Raw genomic sequence first — 12,904 nt, 5'->3', positions numbered from 1 at the left:
TGCTATAAAATAATTATTTTAGTAACTCGTCAACAGCTTTCTTTGCATCTGCCATTGCATCTTCTGCTGATTTTTCTCCATTAAAAACCAATTGAAGCTGTGTTTGAATTGCTTCGTCAATTTTTCTCCATTCAGGATGACGAGGAAGCATAACAACTTGGTCAGACATTTCCATTGCACGAGTCATTTCTGGATTATCTTTAAAAGGATCCATTTCGGCTGCGCTAACACGTGCTGGGAAAATACCATAATTTTGTGCCATATGGTATTGCTCTTCTGCTGTCGATATAAACTTCATGAAGTCAGCTACTGCTGCTTTTTTGTTTGCGTCTTCTCCTTGATGGAACATTACCCAACCACCTACACCACCGATTGTTGTAGGTTTTTCAGATTCGCCTGTAGGATAGTTAGCTACAGCAAAGTTTGTCGGATATTTACCTTGTGCAGCACCAATTGCCCATGTTGCCCAAGGTTGCATTGCTACTGTACGTTGTTCCTCATTTGCCCAAGCTTGGAATGTGCCACCAACGTCATTTCCACCATGAGTTTCAGGTGCGACTTTTTCTTTCAGCTTTAAGTCCGCCAGGTCTTGAATTGCTTGAACCACTTCTGGAGTATCAAATGTAAATTCTGTCATGTCTTCGTTAAGTGGTGATCCTCCGTTTTTATAGAAGAATGGCCATGCCTCATAGTATCCAGGCATAATATAAGTTGAAAAACCATAAACATCTATCTTTCCATCGCCGTCACGATCAAACGTTAGCTTTTTGGCAGCATCCAAAAACTCCTCATACGTCCATTCTCCACCTTCGGGAGGGGTTACTCCTGCTTCAGCAAACAAATCTAAGTTTAGAAGCATAGAGTGAAGCGTGATTGAGTTCGGAATGCCGTACATTTTTCCGTCATACGTGTAAGCATCTAAAGCATTTTCATAAAAATCCGCTTTTGCCTCTTTATCAAAATAGTCATCTAACGGCTCTACAACCCCTTGCTCGATATGATCGATACTTACAGCACTGCCACTAATATCGACAGGTGCAATGTCTGGCCATGATTTTCCGGCAATAGCTACCCCTAGTTTATCTCCCATTTCCGCCCAAGGAACTTGAACTAATTCGATTTCTACTCCTTCGTGTGCTTCTTCGTATTCTTTAATCTTAGCCTCTAACCAATGAAATTTATTTTCATCTTTGTCCGGCCATCTTGGACCGTCCCAAACAGTTATTTTCCCTTTGAATTCATCCGCCGAGCCCACTTCCTTTGTATCATCACTACAAGCTGCTAATACAGAAGCTGCTAAACCTAGTGAAGCGATTGAAAGCATCGACTTTTTCCACATTTTCTTCATTCTACATTTCCCCTTTAAATGTTCTCACCAAGCAATTTTCCCCAAAATCGTTTGACGCTTCGCTCCTGTAGTGGTAGGTAAGTTATTCGGTACTTTATGAAATCATAAATAACCAAGTAACGCAAAAACAAATGCTTCCTTTGCGTCACTATTTATACCTAAAGCATCTGATGGTTTCACAACTATATCTCCAGGTAAAAATTCCTTAAAATAAGCTAACAATGTAGCGTTATGAACCCCTCCACCACTAATGAATACCTCTTTTAAATGATGTGTCTGAATGTATTTTTGAATTTCCCTTGCTATTGAATATGCAGTAAACATAGTTATGGTTGCTATTTTATCCAAAGCAGAAATTCCAAATTGATCCCCCTCTAACCAAAGATGCTCTGCATATGTCTTCCCAAATAATTCTCTACCTGTACTTTTGGGCACAGGTAAACTGAAATAATCATTATTCATCAATATTTTTAACCATTCCTGATGTACAGTACCCTCTTTAGCAAAATTACCATTTTCGTCATAAGGTTGCTCTCCATTTGTATACAATGAAACAAATGCATCAATAATCATATTTCCGGGACCCGTATCATACGCAAGAACATCCTGCTCTGCATTCTTCGAAGGAAGTACAGTAATATTTGCAATTCCGCCAATATTGACAAGTACTCTTCCTACTTCCTCGGCTTGAAAAAGGAGTTGGTCTGCAAATGGTACAAGTGGAGCACCTTGCCCCCCTGCAGCCATATCTCTCGTTCTGAAATCCCCGATTACTGGAATACCGCTATATTCCGCAAGTACGGAGATATCTCCAATTTGCAGTGTATTCGATCGTGCAAACAGTCCATCATATTCAATAATAGGTTCATGCCAAATTGTTTGACCATGCGTACTGATTAAATCGATTGAATTGTAATCCATTGAAAAATTTTCAAGAGCAGCTTTAATGAGTTGTGCGTAAAGTTCGCCTAAGTACATATTCATAGAAGACACTTCTTGAATGGTTACAGTTGGATTCATTAATTGTAATAATTGGGTCGTCAATTCCTTTGAATACGGGATCGTCATAAATTGCTTTAATTCATACTGAAGTTGTTTATCAACAAATGAAAAGTCTACAATGGCGATGTCTAGCCCGTCGAGAGAAGTTCCTGACATAAGACCACACACACGCATAGGTTTCAACGTGACACTCCCTTTCTATTAAAATAATAAGATGAAAGCGCTTAACTGTATTTTAAATGTTCTGAAATTAAATTTCAATACTTTTCTAAATTACCGAAAAATATTTTCACTTATTGTAGTGCTACTGGTAATTTCCCTTTAATATCTCTTTTTCCAACCAAATATTCAGCAACGATTTCAAATGCCACTTTCGTAAATTCGTATGTGCAAATCATGCGATTTACCTGTGGAAATAATTTTGCATCATAAGGTGAACGTACAGCTACAACATCTATCGGTCTTCCTGTTTCTAATAATCTATTTACTAGTGTTTGCTGACCTTTGTTCTGAACTGCATTCAAGGTTAAAACAACTACTCTATCAAAGTTTTTCACTTGATAGACTATAAATTCTATTTGATCTATGAATTGGGGAGACTTTATTTCTATTATTTCCATATTCGAATGTACCTTTTTTAATTGCTCCGCCATTTCTAATGTTGCATATCGTTTATCTTCGACCATTGTTGCATATTCATTGGTCGGGAAAATGAGCAACACACGATCACTAGGTAATATAGCTGATCCCTGTCCACTAGCAATTGTAATACCAGCTTGATAAATCTCTCTCATCTCATTTTGATGACTTTCAGATCCAACGAAGTCTGCCACTACTTGTGCGTCCTCTATCTCCTCCCAGGAAGTATATTTGGCAATCATACGCTCAATTCTGGCAATAGAATCATCCAGTTGCCGCTCTTCTATATCTCCATTTTTTACTGCTTCCATAATTTCTAGTATTGCCTGCTCTTGCAAGGAATGTATGTGAGATACCATCACTAAGTCGACGCCTGCTTTAATGGCTTGTACACATCCATTTACAGTTCCTACTCCTTTTGCTATTGCGTCCATCTCCATGCAATCAGTTGTCACAACCCCGCCAAAACCAAGTTCCCCTCGAAGTAAACCTGTGATAACTGCGCGGGATAATGTAGCAGGTGTGTTCGTTTCCGTTTCAAGTGCCGGAAAATACACATGGGCACTCATGATGGCGTCAGCACCTGCCTGAATACACCCTTTAAAAGGGACTAATTCCACGTCGTGTAGCCTTTTAAGATCATGAGTAATAACAGGTAAATCCAAGTGAGAGTCCACACTTGTATCACCATGTCCCGGAAAGTGTTTTAAAGTCGTCATGACTCCTGCTGCTTGCATACCTAACATAGATTGTTTAGCCATTTCCGTTACTTCATCCGGTTTTTCACCAAAAGATCGCACTCCTATCACAGGATTTTCAGGATTATTATTGATATCTACCACAGGAGACAAGTTCCAATTAATACCGAGTGCTTTTAACTCTTTGCCAGTTACAAATCCTGCCTGATAAGCGTAATTAGGTCGATATGTTGCACCAAGTAACATCGCACCCGGCACAATCGTTGCTCCTTCTCCCAAACGACGAACTACTCCATTTTCTTGATCGATACAAATTAACAAAGGTGTCTTATAGCCGGCTTCTTTAGCTTCCTGCTGTAAGCTTTGGGTGAGGGCCAGAATATCTTTTGGAGTTCCTATGTTACGACCAAATAATATTACTCCACCTATGTGGTATTCATGTATAAGGTGTTTGATCTCTTCGGAAATGGTCGTTCCTTTAAAACCAGCTATTAATAATCGACCTGCTTTTTTCTGCAAACTCATTGTGCTCCTCCTTATCCAATCGGAAATCCAGGAATATCTCCTTCTTTTCTTACATGTAGTCCCTTTGAGTTTTGTAGTGTCTGCGCATATGTTGTCCTTGCTAAACAACCACGCATCGTCCCTAATGCTTTGTAATAATCATAGTAGCGAAAACTGGAAGAATTCATGATAAACCAATAACAAGACAATGCTTCTAAGTAGGCGTCAAAAGATTCCGACACATCTACATATATATCCGGCTCATATCCCTCCATGTCCTCCCAATTTTCACTATGGAAAACTCTTCGAAGTCCGTGAGGTGGCAATCCCTCCAAATCAAAACCAGGAAGTGATGCTTTTAGCCAAGCGTCCTGCACAACTAACTGGCAAAGACGATGATCTGGATGCATGCTATTTATCCAGTGTGTTATGACAAAATCAGGCTTTTCTTTTCTGAAAACTGTTGCCACTTCTTTAACAAGCTCATCATTAAAAGTAAGCTCAGCATCCTTGTGATTTAGCGTAATACTTGTCCCGCCTAAAACAGCGGCCGCTTTCTCCGCTTCTTGTATTTTTTGTTTTCTATACGTTTCTACATCTACATGGGGAGGAGTACCTTTTTCTCCCGCAGTCAAATGTAGAAAGGTCACTTTATATCCTGCTTTTGCATATTTGTGTGCAATTGCACCAGCTTGTATTTCTCCATCTCCACAATGCGCACCTACAATCATTAAATGCATAATTACGCTCCTAACTAGTTAAATTTGTCATAATGAGATTGTGTAGCCGTGGTCTTAAACGAACCATTTCATCTTGCCTGCCAAAATACACACGATTTGTTAACAAAATAATAATAAGTTCGCTTTTTGGATCTATATAAAAGCTTGTTCCCGTAAACCCTGTATGTCCATAAGTTTGAGTAGACATCAAATCACCTATAGGACTCGTGCCATTTCCTTTTAATTGCCATCCAATTCCTCTTGCTTCTGAGGAGAAAGAGGTGAAATTCTCTCGAGACTTTTGAATCCATAATGGATGTAGAAACTGCTTGCCATCTTTTTCTCCATTGCATTCCAACATATCACAAAACTTCGCAATATCTCCTATAGTTGAGAACAATCCTGCATGCCCACTAATTCCTCCCATAAATTCCGTATTGTCATCGTGGACAATCCCGTACTTAAAGTCTTGCAAGTGTGGCAAATACTCAGTTGGTGCATATTGATGTCTTTCTACACTAGGTAAATAGGTTGTATGGGACATTTGTAGAGGTTTATAAATATTATTCTTCACATAGTCTTGAAGAGGTTGATCAGTTACTTTTTCAATAATGGCGCCTAAAAGTATATAACCTAAATCACTATAAACTACTTTTGTCTCGGGAGTATAAACTAGATTTTCTTTGTAAATATCAGCTAACACCTCATCATACGTAAGCTGTTTTTCAAAATAAGGACGGTGGGCAATGAGTCCAGATGAGTGAGTCAATAATTGTTGAAGCGTTATATTTCCTTTATCATTTTGCGCGAAATTTGGTAGAAATCGGGCTACCTTATCTTGCAAATAAATATCCCCAGTTTGAAAAAGTTGAAGTATTGCTGGTAAGGTAGCCATGACTTTTGTCAAGGAAGCCACATCAAAAAGATGCTCAGCTGTCATAGGAACTTTATCATCTTCCAAACTATTGCTTCCTAATGCCTCTTCTATAATCCATTCCCCTTTATGCTTGATGCGAATGACTGCACCAGGTGTTACTCTGTTATCTATTTCTTTTTGTAAAAATGAAATAATCTGTGATCTCATCAACCATCCCCCTAAAATACTAAATAGATTTTGACATCGTTTGATACTCTTTCCATGGCATAAAAGAGAGTTTTTCATAAAAGCTAACTAGTTGAGTCCAGTCGATAACGATATAGTCCATCCCTCTAGCCGTTAACTCATTGGCTGCAGCTCTTATCAAATCAATACCATACTGATTTCCCCTTACATGACGTGCAATCCCTAATGGACCAATTCCTCCGAGTGGTCCCGAAACTAGCGGAGACCAATATACATTCTGGGCGATAATAGGAGAATTTATGTCATTTATCCTACAGAAGCCTTGCAATTCATCACCCAAAAATAATCCAATAAATTCTCTTCCATTTCCGCCCATGTCCGCATAACGCAAAGCTTCATAATGCCATCGCCCTGGAAATACTACTTCAAGAAATGAGAGCAATTTTGGAATGTCTTCCTTCGTTAATACTCTAAAATGATGGGAGGAATTTTCAAGCTTGTATGGTTTCATGTTTCTTACTTCCTTCAATAAATCTGTTACGATGGAGTTGTTCTTATATCCATGTTTTTCAAACCATTTTATTGCTACTATATCCTCGTAAGGCACTCCCGGAAAATAGTGCCAAGGATCTCCTCCTAATCGAATCTCACTTAGAGATAGATCGCAAAATACCTTCTCAACATGATTTAAAAGTTTATATCCAATACCTTGATTTCTTGCTGATTTCCTAACAAGTAGACATTGAATCCAACCTATATTTGGAGATATATTTACCTGAAAATCTTCTTGATAATACTTCGCTACTACTAGCCCCATTAACTGCTCGTTTTGATAAATTGCAATGGACGCCTCTCTTAAAACATTTTTATCCTGCAATGTGTTTTGCGTCCACAGTTTTTCAGACATCGGAAATCTTTCACCGATACTATCATTCCAAAGTTGGACTATGTCATCTATCTCTATATCTAAAACATTTTTTAATATCATAGGATATCAAACTCTTTAAACTGCTTATAGAATGTTTCAGCAAATTCTACTCCAAGCTTCATCTGTACATTATTTAAACCAGCTACAATGGCACCGCCCACTGGCGGGATAATATTTTTACGAAACATGAGATTGGGTAAAGTGCTACTCATCGCTAATTTCTGGAAGCGTTGAATGAACAGTTTTGAATCTGTAAAAACCCCACCAGACAGCACTATTATAGTAGGCTCTTCATTTTGAAATAGAACTTGGTGACAAGTCTTAATAGAATGGAACATTTTCTCACATGCCTCATCTATAATTTCCAGTGCTACTACGTCTTGATTTATTGCCTCTTCTACTACAAAACGACTAATTGGTGCTATCACAGATTTAGGATGTTCCCGCCCATATACTTTTTCAATAATTTCAGGAACTGATTCTAGTTGAAAATAACTCAAAATTTGCTTTTTCAATGTGGTGGAAGGTCCACGACCATCATGTTCTTTGAATACAGCTTTTAGAGCCTCATTCCCCAAGTAAAAGCCACTACCTTCATCATCAAATAAATAACCCCAGCCACCTACTCGTGACACTTTCTTATTTTTGTTGATCCCAAATGTGATGGCACCAGTTCCCGCTATTTGTACAATCCCTGCTTCTCCTAACGTACCGGAATACAAAGCATTAACGGCATCGTTATCCACGAAGATATTGGTTCTTGAAGGTAAATATTTTTTTAATAGTTCCTTCGTATATCTTTGACTACCTTTCTCTCCAACTCCAGCCATTCCCGCGAAGCAAACTTCAATTTGGTTAAATATATCTGGATTTTTACTTTGTATTTGTTGCAATAATTCGCTTATAGTCCGTTCAAATTCTTCTTTAGACATGGAAGTTGGATTGCTTGGACCCGTTACTACCCTAACGAAAACGTTTCCATATGCATCCGCTACCACTCCTTCTGTTTTCGTGCCGCCTCCATCTATCCCTAATAGATACAATGAATCACTTCCCCTATTATTAATACAATTATATTCATCTATTATAAATATTTGAAATATTATTTCAACTTTTTATTTTAATTTCGTTAATTAATTTCATTAACACAAAAAGGTGCCAAAACTTTACTATTAAAAATAGATAAAGCGTTAGCACCTTCTATATATGAATATATGTTTACCCCAGAGATGAAAATACAATAGTGATTGTAATAATGAATATAATAATAAAAATCACGGTAGAAGGGATAATTATCGTCCAAAACCCTTTCCAACTAGAAAACTGATGTACTTCTCCAATTGCCTTACTTTGAATGACAATCATCCAAATCGTGAATGTCGTCATGATCAAAAACGATAGTAACGACCAACCAATTGCACCTGCGGATAATTGCCAAGTTATCGTATCTGCCTTTGCCTTGTTAGTAATTAATGCATCTACTATATAGTAAGGTGTCATCCAAATAATAGGAATCATACTTACACCTACAGCTTGAACCATTTCTTTAAACTTTCCAGATCCACCAAACCATTTTCCGACAAAGGTATATAAAGCTGCTCCAATTGGCAATCCAATTAAACCGATTATCGGGCCTAATATTAAACTCCCAATCAGCAACCTCCATAATGGTATATCAAACCTCGTTTCCCATTCTCCTATCGCACCAATTGCATTTGGTATACTTGCAATAGCCACGATCATTAATGAAAACCTTATATCTTTATAATCCAACACATAACGAATCGTTTCTCTTGTGGAAAGCCAAATGGAGAAAAACGGATTTAGCGATTCAACTTCTTCCTTTTTCAAACTACTCCCCCCTCATGAATTTCTTTCTCTCTTAAAATATGCAAATACAACCATTTTTATTTAAAGGTTTACATATAGATTCGACAAAAAACACCAAATTCCTTCCAATTTTATAATTTTCAATTGAAATTGCACTAGACTTTTTTCTATTCAAGATAGGGACCTAAGCATTTCCAAATAGTTTTAATACACTATACTAATCTCTTTAAAAGAGAGAAAACTTTAATCCGGAGGTGATTATATAGAACGGATTTTATAAAGGTTAACTCAATCTGATTTTGTTAATTGATTACGAAAGACTAATACCTCCTATCGTCTCATCATGTAATTGTCTAACATGAAGAAGTAAGTATAACTCAATTGGTTCGTGATGAATCAATTGAGCTTTTTTCATGGTTTCATATCAACTTCTTTTTATTATTTACTCAAGTAATGTAAGATATAGACAGTGATTTAGAACAAGGGGTGGAATAGCTTTTGTCCAAAGAATCTATTTTAGTTGTAGAAGACGAAGAGAAAATTTTAAGACTTCTGGAAATCGAGTTAGAATATGAAGGATATGAACTAGGGAAGGCTACAAATGGCATTGATGCACTAGAAGCGTATCTTTCTAAAAAATGGGACCTCATATTATTAGATGTCATGCTGCCCGGGATGAGTGGAATTGAATTACTCCGACGCATCCGATTAAAAGACTCTTTAATCCCAGTTATATTGTTGACTGCCAAAGATTCGATTGAAGACAAAGTATCTGGTCTTGATCTCGGCGCTAATGACTATATTACCAAACCCTTTCGCATGGAAGAATTACTTGCAAGAATTCGCGCAGTCTTGCGTATAAAACAAGTTGCAACCTCCACAGTAACAGTAGATGATGAATGGCTTCATGTCGGCGATCTAAAAGTAAACGAAAAAACACGAGAAGTAATTCGCCAAGAATGCGATATTGACTTAACACCAAAAGAATACGATCTTCTTTTATATTTATTAAAAAATAAGCGACAGGTTTTAGACCGTGAGCAAATTTTAGAAGCGGTTTGGGGCTATGATTATGATGGAGAAACAAAAATCGTAGATGTATATATTCGTTACTTACGCAAAAAAGTGGATGCTAATTATGATCACGCACTCATCCATACCGTAAGAGGCGTCGGTTATGTCTTAAAGGATGCGACATGAAACTTCGAAATAAGATAAATTTATATACTTCCGTGTTGTTTATTGTTTTATTAATCCTGATGAACGCTTCTATCTATTTTCTTTTCAGCCATTTAATGCTGACGAACGAACTTAATAGAGCAGAGGCGAATGTAGAAAAGATTGTCACAGATATCGGAAAGACAAAAGATCGTCTTCCTCCTGATCAACTTCTTCGTGCTTATCTTCCCGTCGAAGGGATGATTCGAGTAGTAAAAAATGATTTAACAACTCACGCGAAAATCACCTCTCCTTCTGAGGCAGCACTAGAATCACGACCAAAGAATTTTTTTACTGGGGAGACAAGTGAAGTAGTCAAATTAGAAAAGAAACGCTATGTATTCGTCTCCTATCCAGTTGTTTGGAATGATGGAAGTGTTGTGAACCTGCAAGTAACAAGTAGCATACAGGAAATGGATAACATGCTCAATATATTACGAATCGTGCTTATCGTTGTAACGATAATTGCAATGATACCTGTTTTTCTGTCTAGTAGAGTTTTGAGTAATTTAATAATCCAACCAATTAGATCCATGATTGATACGATGAAGGAAATCCAAAAAAATGCTCAATTTAAAAGATTAGAACTGGAAAATACTTCGGAGAGTGAACTAGTAGAAATGGGAGAAACATTTAATCATATGATTGATATACTCCAATCAAACTTTGAAAAACAGGAACAATTCGTCTCCAATGCTTCACACGAATTGAGAACTCCCCTAACGATCATTGAAAATTATGCTGACCTTCTAAAACGAAGAGGCTTAGAAAGACCCGATTTGTTTGAGGAATCGATTGATGCCATTCACTCAGAAGCTGTGCGGATGAGAGAAATGACAGAGCAATTATTACAACTAGCAAGACAGCAGGAACAATGGAATATTCAAATAGAACAAATCAACTTAACAGAGCTTGTAACAGACACAGCAAACACCTTTCAAAATACCTATCAACGTAAAGTATTAGTGGAAGGCAACGGAATCACGACTGGTTACACAGATGCACAAAAACTGAGACAATTACTTTATATATTTTTAGATAATGCCAGAAAATATAGTGAGGACCAAATTATAGTTCATATCGGACAAGCATCCGATGAGACATATATCCAAATTGAAGATAAAGGAATAGGAATACCAAAGGATGATTTACCTCAGGTGTTTGACCGTTTTTACCGTGTAGACCAAGCAAGAAGCAGAAAACAAGGTGGTTCTGGACTAGGACTTACAATGGCAAAGCAAATAGCAAATGCAATCGGGATACGGATAGAGCTTAATAGCTTAGAAAATCGTGGTACTACTGTTACGCTTTTTTTCAAATCAACAGAAAGCAGATAGAAAATCATCTATTTCTCATCATTTTCTTACTTTCAGGTTGTATACTATGGCTAACAAATTGTGACATGGAGTGATACAGGATGAAAAAGAAATGGGTATGGCCAGTAGGAATTATTCTCCTTGTGGTTTGCCTGGTCTTTTGGCTAGCCCCTTCAATCTCAGCAAAAGACCTAACAGAAGAAGAAGCGAACTCAGTTGTCCTTGAAAAGTATCCTGGAGATATTATAAAAACAACAAAGACTAAAGACGAATATCAAATAGAAATAAAGCTCGAAACCGGCGTATATGTCATTAAAATAGATGCAAAAAGTGGAGACGTGCTATCTCTAGCCCAAACAGAAAAGCCAGTGCAAGTAGAAAAGGAAGAACCAGTACTGACAAATGAAGAAGAAAAACCAGCAGAAGAACCTGCTGAAGTCACCTTAATAACTAAACAAGAAGCTGTAAAAATAGCAGCCAATCATCTTAAAGGGATGGCAGATGAGGATGACGCAGAGTTTCATGCGATTTCTGGTCAATCCCCCTATTACCTAGTAGAAGTGGAAATCGAAAATGGGGAAGATGATCGTGAAGCCGTCGTTCAAGTGGATGCCTACACCGGAGAAGTGAAATCAGTAGATTGGGATGACTAAAAAAATATAAGCACCAGGTTTACCTAATTTCAGGGACGAACCTGGTGTTTTATTTGGTTAAAATATTGAAATCTTTTTCTCTCCAAATTTTAACCTTCCTTTCCCCGTCCTTTAGTTTTGTCTGGTTATAGTATTAACTGTAAGACAAAACAAACTTAGGCGGCATAAATGATGAAAAAATTATTTATTGGTTCATTAGCAACTACTCTTTTAGTAAGCGGTGCAATCGGAATGAATGCATATGCAAAAGGAAATGACAGCAAGCTTGAAAGCACACAAATTCCAAGTGCTACAAAATCAATTATCTCTGAAAAAGAAGCTATTACTATCGCCAAAAATCAAGTGGACGGCGACGTAGTTAAAATCGAGTTAGATTCTGATGATGGTAGATTTGAATATGAGTTAGACCTGCGAAACGCTGATGGAGAGCATGATATTACAATTGATGCTTCTACTGGCAAAGTAATTGAACTAGACTTAGATGATGATCATTACGATAATGCACGTGCTACATCAGCATCGATTAAATCCTTAATTTCAGAAAAAGAAGCTATTGCTATTGCGAAAAAACAAGTAAACGGCGAAGTGACTGAAATCAAATTGGATGAAGATGATAATAGATATGAGTATGAAATCGAACTTCGTACAAATAAAGGTGAAGCTGACGTTACAATCGATGCTTCTACCGGTACAGTGTTAGAACTAGATCTTGATGACGATGGCTACGACGACTAAGTATTAGGCGTTACGTTCTAATTCAGAGTTCCTTCACTCAGCAGTTTTTATTTGCTGAGTCAGCTAAGATATTCGTTGCATGGCGTACGCTTTCCGACGACTTGGCTTCAGCCGCTTCCTTCGCTACGCTCAATCCAGTTTTTCAAACTATTAAATGCCATTAAATGGCGTAACGCGACCTAACATGCTGTCAACACGACAAACTAGCCTCTGAACACGACAAAACACAGGCCGAACGCGACAAAGCCGAT

Annotated in this window: 12 protein-coding genes; 4 read left to right on the top strand and 8 right to left on the bottom strand. The window is 37.6% G+C overall.

Annotation, left to right across the window (positions count from 1 at the left end):
• Positions 1-13: 13 nt before the first annotated feature.
• The 8 genes from ACIP9W_RS18715 to ACIP9W_RS18680 form a co-directional block, all read right to left on the bottom strand.
• Positions 14-1,348 carry an ABC transporter substrate-binding protein gene (locus ACIP9W_RS18715; RefSeq protein WP_400792532.1) on the bottom strand — a complete coding sequence of 445 codons (1,335 nt, stop codon included), beginning with the start codon at positions 1,346-1,348 and terminating at the stop codon, positions 14-16.
• A gap of 102 nt (positions 1,349-1,450) precedes the next feature.
• The gene (locus ACIP9W_RS18710; protein ID WP_400792631.1) at positions 1,451-2,524 is read right to left on the bottom strand and encodes an anhydro-N-acetylmuramic acid kinase; all 1,074 of its coding nucleotides are present in this window, start codon (positions 2,522-2,524) and stop codon (positions 1,451-1,453) included.
• A gap of 119 nt (positions 2,525-2,643) precedes the next feature.
• The gene (gene nagZ, locus ACIP9W_RS18705; protein ID WP_400792529.1) at positions 2,644-4,212 is read right to left on the bottom strand and encodes a beta-N-acetylhexosaminidase; all 1,569 of its coding nucleotides are present in this window, start codon (positions 4,210-4,212) and stop codon (positions 2,644-2,646) included.
• A gap of 11 nt (positions 4,213-4,223) precedes the next feature.
• Positions 4,224-4,931: a PIG-L deacetylase family protein gene (locus ACIP9W_RS18700; RefSeq protein WP_400792526.1), complete on the bottom strand. Its 708-nt coding sequence runs from the start codon at positions 4,929-4,931 to the stop codon at positions 4,224-4,226.
• Between the two features lie 10 nt (positions 4,932-4,941).
• Positions 4,942-5,994, bottom strand: a complete 1,053-nt coding sequence (locus tag ACIP9W_RS18695; protein WP_400792524.1) for a serine hydrolase domain-containing protein — start codon at positions 5,992-5,994, stop codon at positions 4,942-4,944.
• Positions 5,995-6,013: 19 nt separating this feature from the next.
• Positions 6,014-6,961 carry a GNAT family N-acetyltransferase gene (locus tag ACIP9W_RS18690; RefSeq protein WP_400792521.1) on the bottom strand — a complete coding sequence of 316 codons (948 nt, stop codon included), beginning with the start codon at positions 6,959-6,961 and terminating at the stop codon, positions 6,014-6,016.
• Positions 6,958-7,944, bottom strand: a complete 987-nt coding sequence (locus tag ACIP9W_RS18685) for an N-acetylglucosamine kinase (protein WP_400792518.1) — start codon at positions 7,942-7,944, stop codon at positions 6,958-6,960. The genes ACIP9W_RS18690 and ACIP9W_RS18685 overlap by 4 nt, the downstream gene beginning before the upstream one ends.
• A 175-nt stretch (positions 7,945-8,119) precedes the next feature.
• A complete protein-coding gene (locus ACIP9W_RS18680; protein ID WP_400792515.1) occupies positions 8,120-8,752 on the bottom strand; it encodes a Yip1 family protein in 633 nt (210 codons plus the stop codon).
• A gap of 477 nt (positions 8,753-9,229) precedes the next feature.
• Here ACIP9W_RS18680 and ACIP9W_RS18675 point away from each other — a divergent pair, with 477 nt between their 5' ends.
• From ACIP9W_RS18675 to ACIP9W_RS18660, 4 genes are all read left to right on the top strand, one after another.
• A complete protein-coding gene (locus ACIP9W_RS18675; protein WP_400792512.1) occupies positions 9,230-9,931 on the top strand; it encodes a response regulator transcription factor in 702 nt (233 codons plus the stop codon).
• Entirely contained in the window at positions 9,928-11,286 is a 1,359-nt protein-coding gene (locus ACIP9W_RS18670) for a sensor histidine kinase (protein WP_400792509.1), read from the top strand. Before ACIP9W_RS18675 ends, ACIP9W_RS18670 begins: the two co-directional genes overlap by 4 nt.
• A gap of 80 nt (positions 11,287-11,366) precedes the next feature.
• Positions 11,367-11,918: a PepSY domain-containing protein gene (locus ACIP9W_RS18665; protein ID WP_400792506.1), complete on the top strand. Its 552-nt coding sequence runs from the start codon at positions 11,367-11,369 to the stop codon at positions 11,916-11,918.
• 168 nt (positions 11,919-12,086) lie between these two features.
• The gene (locus ACIP9W_RS18660; RefSeq protein ID WP_400792503.1) at positions 12,087-12,653 is read left to right on the top strand and encodes a PepSY domain-containing protein; all 567 of its coding nucleotides are present in this window, start codon (positions 12,087-12,089) and stop codon (positions 12,651-12,653) included.
• The last annotated feature ends 251 nt before the right edge of the window (positions 12,654-12,904 follow it).

The sequence above is a fragment of the Psychrobacillus sp. NPDC093180 genome (assembly GCF_044754065.1).
Lineage (GTDB): Bacteria > Bacillota > Bacilli > Bacillales_A > Planococcaceae > Psychrobacillus.
The sequence above is the reverse complement of the archived record's forward strand: the minus strand, read 5'-3'. Positions and strand labels throughout refer to the sequence as shown.

Excerpts from the sequence above, each read along its gene's own strand:
- ACIP9W_RS18710 (WP_400792631.1), bottom strand. The coding sequence starts at position 2,524 with ATGCGTGTGTGTGGTCTTATGTCAGGAACTTCTCTCGACGGGCTAGAC.
- ACIP9W_RS18660 (WP_400792503.1), top strand. The coding sequence starts at position 12,087 with ATGATGAAAAAATTATTTATTGGTTCATTAGCAACTACTCTTTTAGTA.
- ACIP9W_RS18670 (WP_400792509.1), top strand. The coding sequence starts at position 9,928 with ATGAAACTTCGAAATAAGATAAATTTATATACTTCCGTGTTGTTTATT.
- ACIP9W_RS18690 (WP_400792521.1), bottom strand. The coding sequence starts at position 6,961 with ATGATATTAAAAAATGTTTTAGATATAGAGATAGATGACATAGTCCAA.
- ACIP9W_RS18665 (WP_400792506.1), top strand. The coding sequence starts at position 11,367 with ATGAAAAAGAAATGGGTATGGCCAGTAGGAATTATTCTCCTTGTGGTT.
- ACIP9W_RS18715 (WP_400792532.1), bottom strand. The coding sequence starts at position 1,348 with ATGAAGAAAATGTGGAAAAAGTCGATGCTTTCAATCGCTTCACTAGGT.
- ACIP9W_RS18700 (WP_400792526.1), bottom strand. The coding sequence starts at position 4,931 with ATGCATTTAATGATTGTAGGTGCGCATTGTGGAGATGGAGAAATACAA.
- ACIP9W_RS18695 (WP_400792524.1), bottom strand. The coding sequence starts at position 5,994 with ATGAGATCACAGATTATTTCATTTTTACAAAAAGAAATAGATAACAGA.
- nagZ (WP_400792529.1), bottom strand. The coding sequence starts at position 4,212 with ATGAGTTTGCAGAAAAAAGCAGGTCGATTATTAATAGCTGGTTTTAAA.